Here is a 16,534-nt window from a genome sequence, read left to right on the forward strand (position 1 = left end):
TGGTGAAATAATTTTTTATGCACAAAAATAAATGCATAAAAAAAGCGGCGTGAAGGCCGCTTTATTCAGAGAGTTAGATAATTAATCTTCTAATTCCGCTAAGCACATTTCTTCGTAGATTTGCTTAACCCAAGCATCAACACGCTCTTCGGTTAGTTCTGGCTGACGATCTTCATCGATACCTAAACCAATAAAATGCTCGTCATCGACTTGGCCTTTAGAGGCTTCGAAGTTGTAGCTTGCCGTTGGCCAATGGCCAATGATGATACCACCACGCGCCTGAACGATATCGCCCACCATGCCCATGGCATCAAGGAAATACTCTGCGTAGTCTTCTTGATCACCACAACCAAAAATAGCGACAAGTTTGTCAGTAAAATCAATTTGTTCTAATTCTGGGAAGAAATCGTCCCAATCACATTGAGCTTCGCCGTAATACCAGGTCGGGATGCCGAACAGCAGCAAATCATATTCTGCAATCTGTTCTTTGGTACTTTTGGCGATATCTTTCACCTCAACCATTTTTTTACCCAGTTTTTTCTGGATCATCTTGGCTACAGCTTCGGTGTTACCTGTGTCGCTACCGAAAAAAAGACCTACAGTTGCCATTGTCTATCCTTTAATGTCTAGTTCACTTATTAGGTTAATCTTGCTGGTACTCCTTCAGCACTCAATTTGCTGCTGAAGAATGAATTCGATTAACTGGCTACGGCTGATGTTACTGGCCAATGCCTGCTCATTCAAGGCGTCATACAAATCTTGTGACACCTTTAACTCTATTCGCTTTAATCCGTTAGCTTTATCGCGCTGGATTTGATTGCGTTTGTTGACCTTAAGCTGTTGACTACGGGACAAAGGATTACTTCTTGGGCGGCCCCGGCGTTTGTCATTGGCAAAAAGGTCAATAGTGGTTCTGTCTGTCGCTTCTTTTGCCATGTCGTTATTGTTAACCGATCCCTGAGCCTTCCCAAGTGATCTGGATAATACCTTTTACAATAAACCCGGCACAGCCGAGAAATAACACTAACCAAACAATAAATCGACCAGATTTAGGTACATTACCTTGCTTTAGCACATCGTGGATGGCCATGCCGATAAAGAAAAATATCGAGGCAAAAAACAGGTTAAGACCGATGGTTTCAATTTGTTCCATGTACTGAGTTAACATAGTTTCTTAGTCCTTTAGAGTGTTCTAAGGCCAAAAGAGGCGCGAATATATCACATCAAGATGACGGCTGCCATAGGCTTTAAGCCAACTATCATGGGTATTTACTCAGTATGTTTGTCAATAAATTCAGACACAATCCGGTTAAATATGGCGGGTTTTTGTGCATGTAACCAATGGCCACATCCTTCAAGCGTTTTCGCTTGTGCTGCAGGGAATTGACTCATAATTGCCGTTCTATGCTCGCTCGTCACATAGTTCGAATCACCGCCGCGAATAAATAAGCTCGGGCCCGCATAAGTTTGTGAGGGATTGGGGCTCTGATTGTACCAGCCAATAATATTGGGGTAACCATCTTTTAAACCACTTAGGTTGAGTTTCCAACGAAAGCCTGTGTCGATTCGTTGCAAATTTTTGAGTAAAAATTGCGCCGTGGCTTCGTCAATACCCTGATTAATTAAATGATTTAGGGCAAAACGTCTGTCGGTGTGGCCTTCTAACGGCAGGCTTTCGAGTGCAGCAAACACGATATCGTGTCTTGGCTCATAGGCAACGGGCGCGATATCTGCCGCCACCACAGTGATAATACGCTCAGGAAATACCAACGCTGTAGCCATGGCGATTTTCCCGCCCATTGAGTGGCCCACAATATGGGCACGTTCTATGTCAAGTTCATCGAGCAAGCCTGCCATGGCATGGGCGAGGCTAGGGTAATCCATCTGCTGCCAATGTTCGCTTAAACCGTGATTAGGTACATCGACGCGGATCACTTGATGATGAGTTTCTAGTGTTTGCCCTAGATTTTTAAGATTATCTAGATTACCAAACAAGCCGTGGATCAAGAGGACAGCGCTTCCTTGGCCTGTGGAAACAAAATTCATGGCGATTCCTGTGGGATATTTTGCGGGTCGAGGCGCGAATTGTGCCCTTAATGCACTTAGATTGACAAGTCGACTTTGCCTAGCAAAACCATGACGGCGGTTAACTTGCCTGCTTTTTCAGCAATTGCCCATTATCTGCTAGTTTGCTGTGCTGTTTAGCGCATTTTTAGAATAATGACGCTTTATCAGATTGATAGAGATAGATACACTGATACAGATCGCAATGATCTGTCCCGATCGCTGTGGTACACTTTTTTCGGTTAAGCCTGTCGAATAACAAAGGATAATGAAGGTCATGAAATATATCGAAGTAGATGAAGAGCTCTATCGTCACATTGCCAGCAAAACAGAACGTATTGGTGAGAGCGCCTCAGACATTTTGCGTCGATTACTCGGCTTGTCCTTTAATGCGGTTGAACCACCTCAGCCTTTGGCGATAAGCCAACCCAGTTTAGAGGCTGAACCTATTCAGCCAGTTGTAGTTAAAGCCGTGACGCCAGTTGTTAATGATTTCAGCGCATTAGTTAATGAGCATCAATTATCCCAACAAAAGGGCGCAGTAGGGCGTTTTCTATTTTTGCTCGACAGTTTGTATCAATTAGCCCCTGAGCAGTTTTCGCAAATTTTGCAGATCCAAGGCCGCGATCGTTTATATTTTGCCCGCTCTAAAGAGCAGTTACTGGAAGCGAGCGCTTCGGCGAACCCTAAAGAAATCGGCAACAGTGGTTTTTGGGTCACAAGCAATAATAATACAGCCAAAAAACGCACTATTTTATCCGAAGTGTTAGTGCAGTTTGGTTGTGATGCGACTGTCGCCGCCGGTATCGCTGAGCGAGTGTAAGCCGTTGTTCAATATTCTATTTATTTTTCACTGTAATTGAGTGCAGGAGAACCACAGATGGCAATACATCAACGGGCAGGACTAATCGCCCATCAGACGGATCTGGTCAATATTCCGAAACTGATGAGTCATTATTACGCCATCACGCCAAATATGGCTGACGTGCAACAACGTGTCACCTTTGGCACCTCTGGGCACAGAGGCTGTGCCTTTAACGGCAGTTTTAACCAACAGCACATTTGGGCAATTACCCAAGCGGTGGTGGATTATCGCCAATCTGTGAATATCGATGGACCGTTAATTCTTGGCATTGATACCCATGCGTTATCCTACGCCGCCTATTTATCCGCCATTGAAGTGCTGTCGGCAAACAAAGTGACTGTGCATATTCAGCAGCACGATGGATTTACGCCAACGCCAGTGGTTTCCCATGGCGTAATTGGTGCTAATCGTACAGCTAATATCACTGGCGCGGGATTGTCTGATGGACTGATCATTACGCCATCACATAACCCGCCACAGGATGGGGGCATTAAGTACAACCCGCCCCATGGCGGTCCGGCGGAAGGCAATATTACTGCTTGGATTGAATCGCGCGCGAATGAGTATCTTAATCAGCAGTTAGCTGGTGTGCATAAACTCACCTATGCCGATGCACTCACTTCAGGTTATATAAAAGCCATTGATTTAGTTAGCCCGTATGTGGCCGACTTAGAAAACGTTATTGATATGCAGGCGATTGCCAAAGCTAAAATACGCATTGGCGTTGATCCGCTTGGCGGCTCAGGTATCCATTATTGGGCGCCGATTGCAGCGTACTACGGGCTCGATATCACCTTAGTTAATGATAAAGTGGACCCAAGTTTTAGCTTTATGCCATTGGATAAAGATGGAAAAATCCGCATGGATTGCTCGTCGCCCTATGCGATGGCTGGTTTACTTGCCCATAAAGAATCCTTTGATTTATGTCTGGGTAACGATCCCGATTATGACCGCCACGGCATTGTGTGCCCAGGCACTGGTTTGATGGATCCTAATCATTATTTAGCGGTCGCTATAGATTATTTGCTCACCCACAGACCAGATTGGAGTGATACCTTAGCCATAGGTAAAACTTTAGTATCGAGCGCTCTGATTGATAAAATTTGTGCCTTCCATGGTAAAAAATTACTCGAAGTGCCAGTGGGCTTTAAATGGTTTGTTGACGGCTTAGCCGAGGCCACTATTGCTTTTGGTGGTGAAGAGAGTGCTGGCGCGGCATTCCTGCGCCGCGATGGCACAACATGGTGTACCGATAAAGATGGTTTTATTCTGGGTTTACTGGCGGCGGAAATACTTGCAGTTACAGGTAAAACCCCTGGTCAGCGTCACCAAGAGCTAGTAAAGCAATTTGGCCAAAGCTTTTATAAGCGTATCGATAGCCCCATTAGTCTTGAAAACAAGGCCAAGTTCGCCTTACTTAATGCTGACACCTTAAATGCCACTATGCTTGCGGGTGAGACAATCGAAAATGTGTTAACCCATGCGCCGGGTAATAATGCGGCGATTGGTGGCATTAAAGTGACCACGGCGAATGGCTGGTTTGCAGCGCGTCCATCGGGCACTGAAGCGTTATTTAAGATCTACGGCGAGAGTTTTATCAGCGAGCAACACTTAGCCGATATCATCAAAGATGCGCAGGCGTTAATTGATAAGGCGCTAAACGCTTAAGATGAGCTGCATTCTTAGCCGACAAAAAAACTAACGGTTAAGTATAAAAATATCTAAAAAACGCACTCATTATTGAGTGCGTTTTTTTAAAACAGAAAAACACGTTAGTAAGCGATATGACAACTGGGTAAGTTATTATTATCGATATAATTTTGATGGTATTCCTCCGCAACATGAAATTGCTGCAAGGGAACAATTTCAGTCACAATGTGGCGTAACCCCCAACGTCCCGAGCGTGCGAAGGCCAGTTTTGATGCTTCAGCGGCGGCTTTTTGTTCGCGATCATGAAAGAAAATAGTGCTGCGATACTGAGTGCCGATATCTCCACCTTGCATATTAAGGCTGGTCGGATTGTGATTTTTCCAAAACACTTCGAGTAAGTCTTCATAACTGATAATGGCGGGATCAAATTCCACTTGCACCACTTCAGCGTGACCGGTGTTGCCTTTTTTGACTTCTTCATAAGTCGTCGCCGTGTTTTTACCACCCATATAACCACTCGTGGCGTTGAGTACCCCTTCAACTTGTCTAAAAAAATATTCAACGCCCCAGAAACAGCCGGCTCCAAAAGTTGCTAATGCCATAGATTATACCAATTAGATGTCTAGATGGCTGAGATTGTGATTAATCTGCTCATCAAAAGCAAGTAGGACGATTAAATTTAATATTTTTAGCTTTTACCAGTCCCAAGTGGTTGGACTTCAGCTAACGTATTGGCTGTTATTGTCTTTTATAATCAAGCGTTTTTTTGCCGTGAATGTCTAGGATACGGTTTTCATACTTGTGTTAGTATTGATGCGCTTTTAAAGATGCCTGCCTCACTCAAACCGTATCACGATAAAAATTAAACGGGCTTAATGGATCCCGTTGGGCATTTATCTTTAGCACACCATTATAAGGAGAATTCTGTGTTACAAGCTCTGTTAGATTCGAAGGATTTTTTAGCGTTAACCTTAGCCAATCCACACACATTTGATGGCAAGTTTTCGTTCATGTTAGGCGATCATACTCAAGTTGAAGTGTGGGATACCGGCGTTATCGTTTTTGAGCCAGTCCACAATGAAGGTAAAGATATTGTCCTATCCTGCGGTGTTCACGGTAACGAAACTGCGCCTATTGAGCTATGTAATGGCTTAATTACACAGCTTCTACAGCAAAAAATCATTGCCAAACAGCGCACTTTGTTCCTTATTGGTAACCCATTAGCCATCAATAACGGTACCCGTATTATTGATGAAAATATGAACCGTCTTTTCAGTGGTGAGCATTCAAACCCTCCCGGTTTAATCAATCCAGAACGTATCCGTGCGAAGAAACTCGAAGCCTATATCGATAATTTCTATACGTCTGTAGCGGATGGACGCCAGCGTATTCATTATGATTTACATACCGCAATGCGGGCCTCTAAACACGAAAAGTTTGCTATTTATCCCTATCGTCCAGGACGCGCCTTTAGTGGTGAGCAAATCATGTTTTTAGCCGCAAGCGGCATTGATACGGTTCTATTTCACCATGAGCCCACGACCACATTCAGTTATTTTTCCTCTGAGCATTATGGCGCTGATGCCTTTACCATTGAATTAGGTAAAGTGTATCCCATGGGGCAAAACGACATGACGCGCTTTATCGCCACTCATGAAATGTTTATGCGTTTAATTACAGCTAAGCCATTAGAACTTGCTGATTTTGATGCAGATAAAGTCAACTTGTATCAAGTATGCCGCGTCATCAATAAACATGCCGATGATTTTGAATTTACCTTCGCAACCGATGTCGAAAACTTCAGATCTTTCCCTAAGGGCTTTGTTTTAGCGCGGGAAGGTGGGCAAGACATTAAAGTCGAGCAAGAATTTGAGTCTATCGTGTTCCCTAACGCGAAAGTGCCTATTGGCAATCGCACTGTGATTTGTTTAATTCCGGCGGTTAATGCGCACGTGCGTTAGGCTTGTAAAGCATTATATACATGCAAGGTAAGGATAACTTGCAGTTTGAACTGTGCCAATGGTTGATAGGTAGTTTACGTTAACGTAATGTTCGTCCGGCATATTCGTATAAATTAGGCGCACCTAACACGTTGGGGCGTCACGAGATAACAAGAGCACAATATGAGCAAAGCAACACTCAACACTGATACAGTGCACCGTGTCGGCTTCTTGGATAAGGCATCGCTTCACATTCCTATCCTTCGAATTCTACAAGCCGATGGCACCACTTATGAAACCGCGGTTTTGCCTATTATAGATGAAACCTTAGCTACCAAAATTTATGATACCTGTGTGTTCACTCGGGTACTCGATGAACGTATGTTAGGTGCCCAACGTCAAGGGCGCATCAGCTTTTATATGACCTGTACGGGTGAAGAGGCGGCGATTGTCGGCAGTGTGGCCGCACTCGCTCAAGAAGACGTGATCCTCGCGCAATACCGTGAGCATGCAGCGCTTCGTTATCGCGGTTTTACCACTGAACAGTTTATGAATCAGATGTTCAGTAACGAAAAAGACCTCGGTAAAGGCCGCCAAATGCCCATTCATTACGGCAGTGCGGCATTGCACTATCAAACGATCTCATCACCATTAGCAACGCAGATTCCACAAGCGACAGGTGTTGGCTATAGCTTAAAGATGCAGGGCAAACGCAATGTAGCTATTTGCTATTTTGGCGAAGGCGCCGCATCTGAAGGGGATTTTCATGCTGGTCTAAACATGGCCGCGGTGTTGAAATGCCCGGTGATTTTCTTTTGTCGTAACAATGGCTATGCCATTTCAACACCAACGGAAGAACAGTTTGCCGGTAATGGTATTGCCAGTCGTGGTGTCGGTTATGGCATGCATACTATTCGTGTTGACGGTAATGACATGCTGGCTGTGCTGGCTGCAACTCAGCAAGCCCGTGCCTATGCAATCGAGCATAATGCTCCCGTGTTGATTGAAGCGATGACTTATCGCCTTGGCGCCCATTCATCTTCAGACGACCCATCAGGTTATCGCTCCAAAGATGAAGAAGCTAAGTGGCAGCAACATGATCCGGTAAAACGTTTCAAATTATGGCTTATCAACAAAGGTTGGTTTGCCGAAGCGGATGATGTGAAACTGCATGAAAAATATCGCGAAGAAGTATTAGCTGCGGTAAAAGTGGCTGAAAAAATTCCTGTACCTATGCTGGATGAAATTATTGAAGATGTGTACGACAAGCCAACGCCTGTGCTGAAAAAGCAACTTAGCGATCTTAAAGAACATATCAAAAAATATCCGCAAGCCTATCCAAAAAGTGCAGGGAGACTATAAGCCGTGGCTGAAATGAATATGTTACAGGCCGTGAATGAGGCCTTGTCTATTGCTATGCAAGCCGATGAGCGCATGGTGATTTTTGGTGAAGATGTGGGCCATTTTGGCGGCGTATTTCGCGCTACTTCCGGTCTGCAAGAAAAGTTTGGTCGCGACCGCTGCTTTAATACCCCGCTGACAGAGCAAGGTATTGCTGGTTTTGCTAATGGTTTAGCCTCAAATGGTATGACGGCTGTGGCTGAAATCCAATTTGCCGATTATATCTTTCCGGCATTTGATCAAATCGTCAACGAGTCGGCTAAGTTTCGCTATCGAAGCGGTAATGAATTTGATGTTGGTGGTTTAGTGTTTCGTACGCCCTATGGCGGCGGCATCGCTGGCGGCCATTATCACTCGCAATCACCAGAAGCCTATTTTACCCAAACGCCTGGATTAAAAGTGGTGGTGCCACGTAACCCAGAGCAAGCTAAAGGGCTGCTGTTGGCGTCAATTCGTGATAAAAACCCGATAATATTCTTTGAGCCTAAGCGTTTATATCGTGCATCAGTTGGCGAAGTACCCGCGGGTGATTATGAAATCGAACTGGGTAAAGCTGAAGTGGTTCGCGAAGGCAAAGATATCACCTTAGTAGCGTGGGGCGCACAAATGGAAATTCTTGAAAAAGCCGCTGATATGGCCGCTAAAGAGGGGATCTCCTGCGAAATTATCGATTTACGTACCTTGTCACCCTGGGATATCGATACCGTTGCCGATTCAGTCAAAAAGACCGGACGTTTGTTGGTCAATCATGAAGCGCCATTAACCGGTGGTTTTGCTGGTGAAATTGCTGCGACTATTCAGCAAGAATGCTTCTTATATCTTGAGTCGCCTATTAGCCGCGTTTGTGGTTTAGATACCCCGTACCCACTCATTCATGAAAAAGAATACATGCCAGATGCGCTCAAAACCTTTGAAGCCATCAAAGCATCAGTGACCTTTTAGGAGTCCGGTATGATTAAAGATTTTATTTTGCCGGATATTGGCGAAGGTGTGGTTGAGTGTGAGTTGGTTGAATGGTTGGTTAAAGAAGGCGACACCGTCGTTGAAGATCAACCCATTGCCGATGTCATGACCGACAAAGCCTTAGTACAAATCCCTGCGCCTTTTGCGGGTGTGGTCACTAAGCTTTATTACGCGAAAGGTGAGATTGCGAAAGTGCATGCGCCGCTCTATGCCGTACAAATTGAAGGTGCCGTTGAAATTGCGGGTGAAGAACCTGTTGCGGCTCCGTCAGCTGTGGCTACTCAATCTACAGTGGCGCAAGTCGCGGCAAAGGTTGCTGAGCCCGCTGGGAACGCATCAGGTAATGCATCCGTCAGCATTGAAGAGTTCTTATTGCCGGATATTGGCGAAGGCATTGTTGAATGTGAACTCGTCGAATGGCTAGTGAGCGAAGGTGATTGGGTTGAGGAAGATCAACCGATTGCCGACGTGATGACCGATAAAGCGCTGGTGCAAATTCCAGCCATTAAAGCGGGTAAAATTGCCAAACTGCATTATCGTAAAGGTCAGCTGGCCAAAGTGCATTCGCCTTTATTTGCCATTGAAGTTGAACAGGCGGCTTCAGCACCTGCGGCGACAACAAACACTGATACAGTGGCCAATGCGGCACTGGTAGCACAGGCTGTGAGTGCAGAACCCGCTCGCCAAGGTAAAGCCTTAGCCAGCCCTGCGGTTCGTCGCATGGCGCGGTCATTAGATATCGATTTAAGCCGAGTACCTGGCACAGGAAAGCACGGCCGTGTGTATAAGGAAGATATCACTCGCTTCCAACAAGGAGCGAGCAATGTTTCTGCATCAAGTGCGACTCAGCTAAAAGAGGCGCCAGCTCAAGCGACTCAAGCATCTCAAACCCAAGTTCCAACATCTACAGTGACTCAACGCGCTGACACGGTTGAGCCTATTCGCGGCGTAAAAGCGGTGATGGCACGCATGATGGTCGAGTCGGTGTCGAGTATTCCGCACTTCACCTATTGCGAAGAGTTTGATTTAACAGACTTAGTTGCACTGCGTGAAAGCATGAAGGTCAAATATTCGTCAGATGAAGTAAAGCTCACTATGATGCCTTTCTTCATGAAGTCAATGTCGCTCGCGTTAAATCAGTTCCCTGTGATGAACAGTCAAGTCAATGCTGATTGCACTGAATTGACTTATAAATCTCGTCACAATATCGGCATGGCGGTGGATTCTAAAGTCGGTCTTTTAGTGCCTAACATTAAAGATGTGCAGGACAAGAGCATTTTAGAAGTGGCTGCAGAAATTACCCGCCTGACCCAAGCTGCTCGCAGTGGCCGCGTGGCGCCGGCAGATCTAAAAGACGGCACGATTTCCATCTCTAACATTGGCGCTTTAGGTGGCACAGTAGCGACGCCTATTATCAATAAACCTGAGGTAGCGATTGTAGCTTTAGGTAAATTACAAACCTTGCCACGCTTTAACGCGAAAGGGGAAGTCGAAGCCCGCCAAATTATGCAAGTGAGTTGGTCTGGCGACCATCGCGTTATTGATGGCGGCACGATTGCACGCTTCTGTAATTTGTGGAAACAGTATCTTGAGCACCCTCAAGAAATGTTATTAGCGATGCATTAAGCGACTGGCAAGCAGATTTGACACAAAAGGACGCTTTAAAGCGTCCTTTTTAATTTGCATTGCATAAATGGGTTAATCTTTTGATTCCGATTACGTATAATTCGCGAACGTAGTTATCCTAATGGATGTGTTATGAGTCAGTTTATCCCCAGCATAGAAACTATTGATTTCCCGTTTCCGCCTAAGCCTATTCCTTTGTCTGATATTGAAAAAGCCGATTATAAGGCGCGTATCAAGCAACTGCTCATTGAAAAAGATGCCGTTCTGGTTGCCCACTATTATACCGATCCTGAAATCCAAGCCCTTGCCGAAGAAACCGGCGGCTGCGTTTCAGACTCCTTAGAAATGGCGCGTTTCGGCCGAGATCACCCAGCAAAAACGTTAATCGTTGCTGGTGTCAAGTTTATGGGTGAAACCGCCAAGATTTTAAGCCCAGAAAAAACCATTTTAATGCCGACCTTAGAGGCCACGTGCTCGTTGGACTTAGGTTGTCCTATTGATAAGTTCAGCGCTTTTTGCGACGCGCACCCAGAGCACACTGTGGTGGTTTATGCTAATACCTCTGCCGCGGTTAAAGCCCGTGCCGATTGGGTGGTCACATCAAGTATTGCCCTTGAAATCGTTGAGCATTTAGACAGCGAAGGCAAAAAAATTATTTGGGGACCCGATCGTCATTTAGGTAGTTATATTGCCAAGCAGACGGGTGCCGAAATGTTGATGTGGCAGGGCGATTGTATCGTTCACGACGAATTTAAATCGAACGCGCTGCGTGACATGAAAAGTGTGTACCCTGATGCGGCTATCCTTGTGCACCCTGAGTCGCCCGCCAGTGTCGTGGCCATGGCTGATGCTGTAGGTTCGACCAGCCAGCTTATTAAAGCGGCGCAGACAATGCCGAATGAGCGTTTTATCGTGGCAACCGATCGCGGTATTTTTTATAAGATGCAGCAGGCAGCGCCAGGTAAAATATTAATCGAAGCGCCAACCGGCGGTAATGGTGCAACCTGTAAGAGCTGCGCTCACTGTCCTTGGATGGCGATGAACGGTCTACAGGCCATTGAGGCGTCACTTAGCGGCAGCGATAAAACTCCCCATGAGATTCTTGTGGATGAAGACTTAAGAGTCAAAGCACTTATTCCGCTGACGCGTATGCTAGATTTCGCCAAGACATTGAATATGAAAGTGAAGGGTAATGCCTAAGCATCGTTAAGCGCGTCCTTCTTTCTGTGTAATAAAAATCCCTGCCATAGAGTGGGGATTTTTTTATGTGTATTTTTTATTGAATCTAAGGTAATAAAAAGCCCCGCGATTGCGAGGCTTGATTGAATAACGCGTTATCTAAAAGCTAGATTACTTTGCTCTCAATTACTTGGCGTTCATCAGTGCAACCGCGTTATCTAACATGCGGTTACTGAATCCCCACTCGTTATCATACCAAGACATCACTTTCACTAAACGGCCGTTCACACGGGTTTGAGTGGCGTCAAAGTTTGAAGAGAACGCATTGTGGTTAAAGTCGATAGACACTAATGGTTCTTTGTTTACCGCTAACACTTCGCTTAATGGCGCAATGCTGGCAGCACGTTCGATAATCGCATTCACTTCTTCAACCGTAGTATCACGGGCAGCGATGAAAGATAAATCCACCAATGATACGTTAACGGTAGGAACACGAACCGCTAAACCATCGAACTTACCTTGTAATTCAGGTACAACTAAACCAACAGCAGCAGCTGCGCCAGTTTTAGTCGGGATCATCGACAGCGCTGCAGCGCGGGCACGGCGTAAATCTGTGTGGTAAACGTCAGATAAACGTTGATCGTTGGTGTAAGCGTGAATAGTCGTCATCAAACCTGACTCAATACCAATCTCGTCATTTAACGGCTTAGCAAAAGGCGCTAAACAGTTAGTTGTACAAGAAGCATTGGAAATTACTGTCATGCTTGAGGTCAATACATCATTGTTTACACCGTAAACAACAGTGGCATCAACATTTTTACCTGGAGCAGAAATAATCACTTTCTTCGCGCCAGCAGTTAAATGTGGCTGAACGGTTTCTTTCGACGTGAAGATACCTGTACATTCAAAAACCACGTCAACTTGTAACTCAGCCCAAGGCAGTTTTGCAGGATCGCGTTCTTGGAAAGTGAGGATCTTATCGCCATTCACATAAATAGCTTCATCATCATGATCAACCTTGGCATTAAAACGACCATGAACAGAATCGTATTTAGTCAAGTGAGCATTGATGGAAGCATCGCCTAAATCATTAATTGCGACGATCTTGATTGGATAAGCTTTTTCGCTTTCGTACAAGGCGCGTAAAACGTTTCTACCGATACGGCCATAGCCATTTATTGCGACACGGATAGTCATCTCATATCCCTCTGGTGATTATAAAATTTAACTGGTAGTAAAATTACCAAACTGACAGCTATCGTCAAGTTAAATCGGTGTTTTACTGTTATATTGCTTAACAAATTCGGCTTTTTTTTACATTGATCGCGTAATTACTATTTTTTACGCATTAATCGGGTAAAAAATTACAAGATGGCAAACATTTTGCCATCGTCGTTTTGCTTATTTCTCGTCGGAGTGAACGGGTAAGGTTTCGGGTTTTATATCTGCTGCAACAGCTTGAGACTCAAGCCATATTTTTACTAAGCTTAGTGGATAGCTGGCATCTTCAAGAGAATCAATCAGCGTTTGAGCTTTTAAATCTAATTCTGCCGCGAGTAACTTATTACCACCAAGTAAGGCTAGCATCTTTTGCTCTGAATACTTCTGCTGCGTAAGTAGTAAATTCGCTTTCGTTAACATGTAGGTTTTATCAAATTGCTGTGTTTGACGATAAGTCGAAGCGAGTCCAAGTAGCCAGTTAACATCAAAATCATCAAATGGGATTTCTGCAAACACTTTAAGGTAGAGTTGTTGCGCTTTAATGGCATTGCGATTGCTGTAGTAAGTTGCCGCTTGTGCAAGTAGAAACGGATCGCTTACCTCACCGGTATTCTCAAGTTCTAAAAAACGATTTAATGCGTCAGTATCACCAAAACGTGTCCATTGGTAGTAAGACATAAAAGGATCTTGGCGCTCACGGGTTTGCTCTTGTAACACACTTAAATTTTCAGTGCTTAATCTGAAGGCTCTGGCTCGGTCTGCAGTTCGTTCCGTGTGGATGATATGTTGCACACCCGATGCGAGTTCGATACAGCGACTGTAGTCCTCAAGGTCGGTTAATTGTATATAGAGTTGTTTCCCAGTGGTTACTTCACTGTCTTTTACTGCGTAACGATTTTGGATAATTTTAGTTTTTTCAGCTAAACACCAACTATCTTTGTGTAAATCGGCACAAATTTCAGGATTATTTTTACAAATAGACCGGATGTTTCGACCATTATCACAACCGATAAGACCTAAAAAGCTCATCCCTAGGCTAAATGATGTAATTATTACTAGATTTTGTCTCAAAACTGACTCCGGATGGTGATTTTCTCTAATAAAATTACAGATTTACAGAAAACATCTTGCTGGAAACAAAGCGCGACTTTCATTACAATGGCGCCGACCAAAACAGGGTTTTCCCTAAAACCCGTATTAGATTATTGGTCTTTTCGTCATGTTACTCAAACCTTTCAGTACATTTTATTGGAAAGTGAGATAAAGGATCTATAAATGAGCGCTGATAAACACCTACAAAGTTGGCAAGAACGTTTTGAAATGGCAGAGGCAATGCAACCTTTGTTAGGCAAGTTGTACCGTAATCAAGGCGTTGAAGTCATGATTTATGGCAAGCCGTTACTCAATGCTTCTACGATTGAAATCATTAAAGCGCACCGTTTAGTCCGTCGTCATGTTGGTGAGAAATTACGTTTACGCGAGAGTTTTCCTTTTGTTCAGGCGCTGAGCAAGCTTGCAGTTAAACAATGCAGAGTGGATATTGGTAAATTAGCCGTTAATTACTGGCGCGATCATACCGATGTCAGCGAAATTGAAAGCTATATGGCCAAAGAATTGGCCGATGCCATTGACCATGCCGATGATGTTGCGCCGCGTGATGTCGTGCTTTATGGCTTTGGCCGTATTGGACGTTTATTAGCGCGTTTGCTAATTGAACGCACTGGTCGCAGCAACAAGTTAAGATTACGCGCTATCGTGTTACGTGGCGGTAAGAAGGGCGATTTAGAGAAACGTGCTAGTTTATTACGTCGAGACTCTGTCCATGGTCCCTTCAATGGTTCTGTAGAAGTTGACGAAGATAATAATGCTATCATCGCCAATGGTACGTATATTCAAGTGATCTATGCCAATTCACCGGATGAAGTGGATTACACTAAATATGATATCAGCGATGCATTAATTGTTGATAACACGGGTATTTGGAAAGATGAAGCCGGTTTGGGTTTACATCTTAAGAGCCCTGGTGCCAGCAAAGTATTACTGACTGCTCCTGCAAAAGGCGCGATTAAAAATATCGTTTACGGTGTTAACGAAGGCGATATTACCGCAGAAGACATTATCGTTTCTGCAGCAAGCTGTACGACCAACGCGATTACGCCAGTATTAAAAGCCGTCAATGATAAATATGGTATTGAGAATGGTCACGTTGAAACTATTCACTCTTATACCAACGATCAAAACTTGATTGATAACTATCATACTGCCGATCGTCGTGGTCGTAGCGCACCATTAAACATGGTCATTACGGAAACTGGCGCCGCAAAAGCTGTCGCTAAAGCGTTGCCAGAGCTAGCCGGTAAGTTAACTGGTAACGCGATTCGCGTGCCTACGCCTAACGTCTCTATGGCCATCATCAGCATGAATTTAAATGCTGAAACCAGTAAAGATGAGCTGAATGAGTACCTTAAAGATACGGCGTTACAATCACCGTTACAAAACCAAATTGATTACACTGACTCAACCGAGATAGTGTCTAGCGATTTGGTTGGCTCTCGCTATGCGGGTGTGGTTGATTCGCAAGCGACTATCGCAGAAGGTAAGCGTGCCATTCTTTATGTCTGGTACGACAACGAGTTTGGCTACAGCTGCCAAGTTGTGGGCGTAATGCAAACTATGCTGGGTTTAACGACGCTGTCATTACCTGCATAAGTCTTTTGATCCATTAAGAGCTTTAACTGCTTTCCAAATAAGCGCTTGGTAAAAAGGGCGCTTTTTTTGTTCTCTATTTCGGTATTTTATTGCTCTGGCTGCAATCTTTGCATGAGCGACTGTTTATCTACCGAGTTCGATCATTGGTATGGGGATCGGCAATAATCTCTACAATGAATCCCGAAATAGATTAGTGAAACATCAATTTAGTGCAGTTATGACGGTTTATTGGGCAAACGATGCGGCTTAGATCATTTTTTAAAAATTGTTGATTGACTATGGGGTCTAAATCGGTAGAATGCCAATCCGCAGTCAAGGGAAAGCGTGCCTAGCATGAGTTCCAATGACATAGCGCAGTAATAAGCGACATTAGCTCAGTTGGTAGAGCGATACCTTGCCAAGGTATAGGTCATCGGTTCGAACCCGATATGTCGCTCCAAATTCTAAGCAATTTGGTGATTTTGGCGCGATGGCAGAATGGCTATGCTGCGGATTGCAAATCCGCCGATCTCGGTTCGACTCCGGGTCGCGCCTCCAAGATAAAACGTTAATGACATGATTCCCGTTGTTAATGTAAAGAGTTTGCCCGAGTGGTGGAATCGGTAGACACAAGGGATTTAAAATCCCTCGCTGGTAACAGCGTGCCAGTTCAAGTCTGGCCTCGGGTACCAAAACAGAAAAGCCCTGACAATAGTCAGGGCTTTTTTGCTTTAGACATTTTTAATGTATGAATTCAACACTGCGTTGCCAATGTTGCGATAATCTCGTTTGTCGCCTTATTTATGGCTAGCTTTTATCATATTTACAACAAATTGAATAATAAAAGTGTGATCTAGATTTTACAAATACATTATCTTAAAAAAAACGGGTTTTTGTTTACAATTAATCAATAATATTCAAATTTTATTGATTAATC

The 16,534-nt window shown here is 44.4% G+C and carries 15 protein-coding genes and 3 tRNA genes; 11 read left to right on the top strand and 7 right to left on the bottom strand.

The window, feature by feature from the left end; translation table 11 throughout:
* Positions 1 to 81 precede the first annotated feature (81 nt).
* The 4 genes from fldA to L2717_RS01380 form a co-directional block, all read right to left on the bottom strand.
* The gene (gene fldA / locus L2717_RS01365; RefSeq protein WP_076501538.1) at positions 82 to 609 is read right to left on the bottom strand and encodes a flavodoxin FldA; all 528 of its coding nucleotides are present in this window, start codon (positions 607 to 609) and stop codon (positions 82 to 84) included.
* A gap of 54 nt (positions 610 to 663) precedes the next feature.
* Positions 664 to 936, bottom strand: a complete 273-nt coding sequence (ybfE, locus tag L2717_RS01370; protein ID WP_076501535.1) for a LexA regulated protein — start codon at positions 934 to 936, stop codon at positions 664 to 666.
* Positions 937 to 946: 10 nt separating this feature from the next.
* Positions 947 to 1,168, bottom strand: coding sequence for a DUF2788 domain-containing protein (locus L2717_RS01375; RefSeq protein ID WP_220773887.1), 222 nt, complete (start codon positions 1,166 to 1,168; stop codon positions 947 to 949).
* A 101-nt stretch (positions 1,169 to 1,269) separates the two neighbouring features.
* Positions 1,270 to 2,046 (bottom strand): alpha/beta fold hydrolase, encoded by a 777-nt coding sequence (locus L2717_RS01380; protein ID WP_220773888.1) that lies wholly within the window; start codon positions 2,044 to 2,046, stop codon positions 1,270 to 1,272.
* Between the two features lie 295 nt (positions 2,047 to 2,341).
* Between L2717_RS01380 and seqA the strand changes: the two genes are divergently transcribed.
* Together seqA and pgm are read left to right on the top strand one after the other, a co-directional pair.
* On the top strand, positions 2,342 to 2,887 hold the full coding sequence (seqA, locus tag L2717_RS01385) for a replication initiation negative regulator SeqA (RefSeq protein ID WP_220773889.1): 546 nt from the start codon (positions 2,342 to 2,344) through the stop codon (positions 2,885 to 2,887).
* Between the two features lie 57 nt (positions 2,888 to 2,944).
* Positions 2,945 to 4,597: a phosphoglucomutase (alpha-D-glucose-1,6-bisphosphate-dependent) gene (pgm, locus tag L2717_RS01390; protein WP_220773890.1), complete on the top strand. Its 1,653-nt coding sequence runs from the start codon at positions 2,945 to 2,947 to the stop codon at positions 4,595 to 4,597.
* A gap of 104 nt (positions 4,598 to 4,701) precedes the next feature.
* Here the strand turns inward: pgm and msrA are convergent, their stop codons facing one another.
* The gene (gene msrA, locus L2717_RS01395; RefSeq protein ID WP_220774774.1) at positions 4,702 to 5,181 is read right to left on the bottom strand and encodes a peptide-methionine (S)-S-oxide reductase MsrA; all 480 of its coding nucleotides are present in this window, start codon (positions 5,179 to 5,181) and stop codon (positions 4,702 to 4,704) included.
* 324 nt (positions 5,182 to 5,505) lie between these two features.
* On the opposite strand from msrA, the gene astE reads away from it, so the two are divergent.
* From astE to nadA, 5 genes are all read left to right on the top strand, one after another.
* Positions 5,506 to 6,540, top strand: coding sequence for a succinylglutamate desuccinylase (astE, locus tag L2717_RS01400; protein WP_220774775.1), 1,035 nt, complete (start codon positions 5,506 to 5,508; stop codon positions 6,538 to 6,540).
* A 162-nt stretch (positions 6,541 to 6,702) separates the two neighbouring features.
* Positions 6,703 to 7,881: a thiamine pyrophosphate-dependent dehydrogenase E1 component subunit alpha gene (locus tag L2717_RS01405; RefSeq protein ID WP_220774776.1), complete on the top strand. Its 1,179-nt coding sequence runs from the start codon at positions 6,703 to 6,705 to the stop codon at positions 7,879 to 7,881.
* A gap of 3 nt (positions 7,882 to 7,884) precedes the next feature.
* Positions 7,885 to 8,862 carry an alpha-ketoacid dehydrogenase subunit beta gene (locus tag L2717_RS01410; protein WP_220774777.1) on the top strand — a complete coding sequence of 326 codons (978 nt, stop codon included), beginning with the start codon at positions 7,885 to 7,887 and terminating at the stop codon, positions 8,860 to 8,862.
* Between the two features lie 9 nt (positions 8,863 to 8,871).
* Complete coding sequence (locus L2717_RS01415) at positions 8,872 to 10,509, top strand: dihydrolipoyllysine-residue acetyltransferase (protein WP_220774778.1); 1,638 nt, start codon at positions 8,872 to 8,874, stop codon at positions 10,507 to 10,509.
* A 132-nt stretch (positions 10,510 to 10,641) separates the two neighbouring features.
* Positions 10,642 to 11,709 carry a quinolinate synthase NadA gene (gene nadA / locus L2717_RS01420; RefSeq protein WP_220774779.1) on the top strand — a complete coding sequence of 356 codons (1,068 nt, stop codon included), beginning with the start codon at positions 10,642 to 10,644 and terminating at the stop codon, positions 11,707 to 11,709.
* 165 nt (positions 11,710 to 11,874) lie between these two features.
* Here nadA and gap read toward each other — a convergent pair whose 3' ends face one another.
* Positions 11,875 to 12,885, bottom strand: coding sequence for a type I glyceraldehyde-3-phosphate dehydrogenase (gene gap, locus L2717_RS01425; protein ID WP_220774611.1), 1,011 nt, complete (start codon positions 12,883 to 12,885; stop codon positions 11,875 to 11,877).
* Positions 12,886 to 13,089: 204 nt separating this feature from the next.
* Entirely contained in the window at positions 13,090 to 13,980 is an 891-nt protein-coding gene (locus tag L2717_RS01430; protein ID WP_220774610.1) for a DUF2989 domain-containing protein, read from the bottom strand.
* A gap of 204 nt (positions 13,981 to 14,184) precedes the next feature.
* Here L2717_RS01430 and L2717_RS01435 point away from each other — a divergent pair, with 204 nt between their 5' ends.
* The 4 genes from L2717_RS01435 (at position 14,185) to L2717_RS01450 (ending at position 16,289) form a co-directional block, all read left to right on the top strand.
* Positions 14,185 to 15,618 carry a glyceraldehyde-3-phosphate dehydrogenase gene (locus tag L2717_RS01435; RefSeq protein WP_220774609.1) on the top strand — a complete coding sequence of 478 codons (1,434 nt, stop codon included), beginning with the start codon at positions 14,185 to 14,187 and terminating at the stop codon, positions 15,616 to 15,618.
* A gap of 363 nt (positions 15,619 to 15,981) precedes the next feature.
* Positions 15,982 to 16,057, top strand: a tRNA-Gly gene (locus tag L2717_RS01440).
* Positions 16,058 to 16,081: 24 nt separating this feature from the next.
* Positions 16,082 to 16,155 (top strand) — tRNA-Cys (locus L2717_RS01445).
* Between the two features lie 47 nt (positions 16,156 to 16,202).
* Positions 16,203 to 16,289: transfer RNA gene (locus tag L2717_RS01450), tRNA-Leu, on the top strand.
* Positions 16,290 to 16,534: the final 245 nt, after the last annotated feature.

The sequence above is a fragment of the Shewanella glacialipiscicola genome, assembly GCF_023283485.1.
In the GTDB taxonomy this organism is placed as follows: Bacteria; Pseudomonadota; Gammaproteobacteria; order Enterobacterales; family Shewanellaceae; genus Shewanella; species Shewanella glacialipiscicola.

What these genes read in the sequence shown, in the direction of transcription:
- ybfE (WP_076501535.1), bottom strand. Translation starts at nt 936, where the DNA reads ATGGCAAAAGAAGCGACAGACAGAACCACTATTGACCTTTTTGCCAAT.
- L2717_RS01375 (WP_220773887.1), bottom strand. Translation starts at nt 1,168, where the DNA reads ATGTTAACTCAGTACATGGAACAAATTGAAACCATCGGTCTTAACCTG.
- L2717_RS01380 (WP_220773888.1), bottom strand. Translation starts at nt 2,046, where the DNA reads ATGAATTTTGTTTCCACAGGCCAAGGAAGCGCTGTCCTCTTGATCCAC.
- nadA (WP_220774779.1), top strand. Translation starts at nt 10,642, where the DNA reads ATGAGTCAGTTTATCCCCAGCATAGAAACTATTGATTTCCCGTTTCCG.
- L2717_RS01415 (WP_220774778.1), top strand. Translation starts at nt 8,872, where the DNA reads ATGATTAAAGATTTTATTTTGCCGGATATTGGCGAAGGTGTGGTTGAG.
- L2717_RS01435 (WP_220774609.1), top strand. Translation starts at nt 14,185, where the DNA reads ATGAGCGCTGATAAACACCTACAAAGTTGGCAAGAACGTTTTGAAATG.
- pgm (WP_220773890.1), top strand. Translation starts at nt 2,945, where the DNA reads ATGGCAATACATCAACGGGCAGGACTAATCGCCCATCAGACGGATCTG.
- msrA (WP_220774774.1), bottom strand. Translation starts at nt 5,181, where the DNA reads ATGGCATTAGCAACTTTTGGAGCCGGCTGTTTCTGGGGCGTTGAATAT.
- gap (WP_220774611.1), bottom strand. Translation starts at nt 12,885, where the DNA reads ATGACTATCCGTGTCGCAATAAATGGCTATGGCCGTATCGGTAGAAAC.
- fldA (WP_076501538.1), bottom strand. Translation starts at nt 609, where the DNA reads ATGGCAACTGTAGGTCTTTTTTTCGGTAGCGACACAGGTAACACCGAA.
- L2717_RS01405 (WP_220774776.1), top strand. Translation starts at nt 6,703, where the DNA reads ATGAGCAAAGCAACACTCAACACTGATACAGTGCACCGTGTCGGCTTC.
- seqA (WP_220773889.1), top strand. Translation starts at nt 2,342, where the DNA reads ATGAAATATATCGAAGTAGATGAAGAGCTCTATCGTCACATTGCCAGC.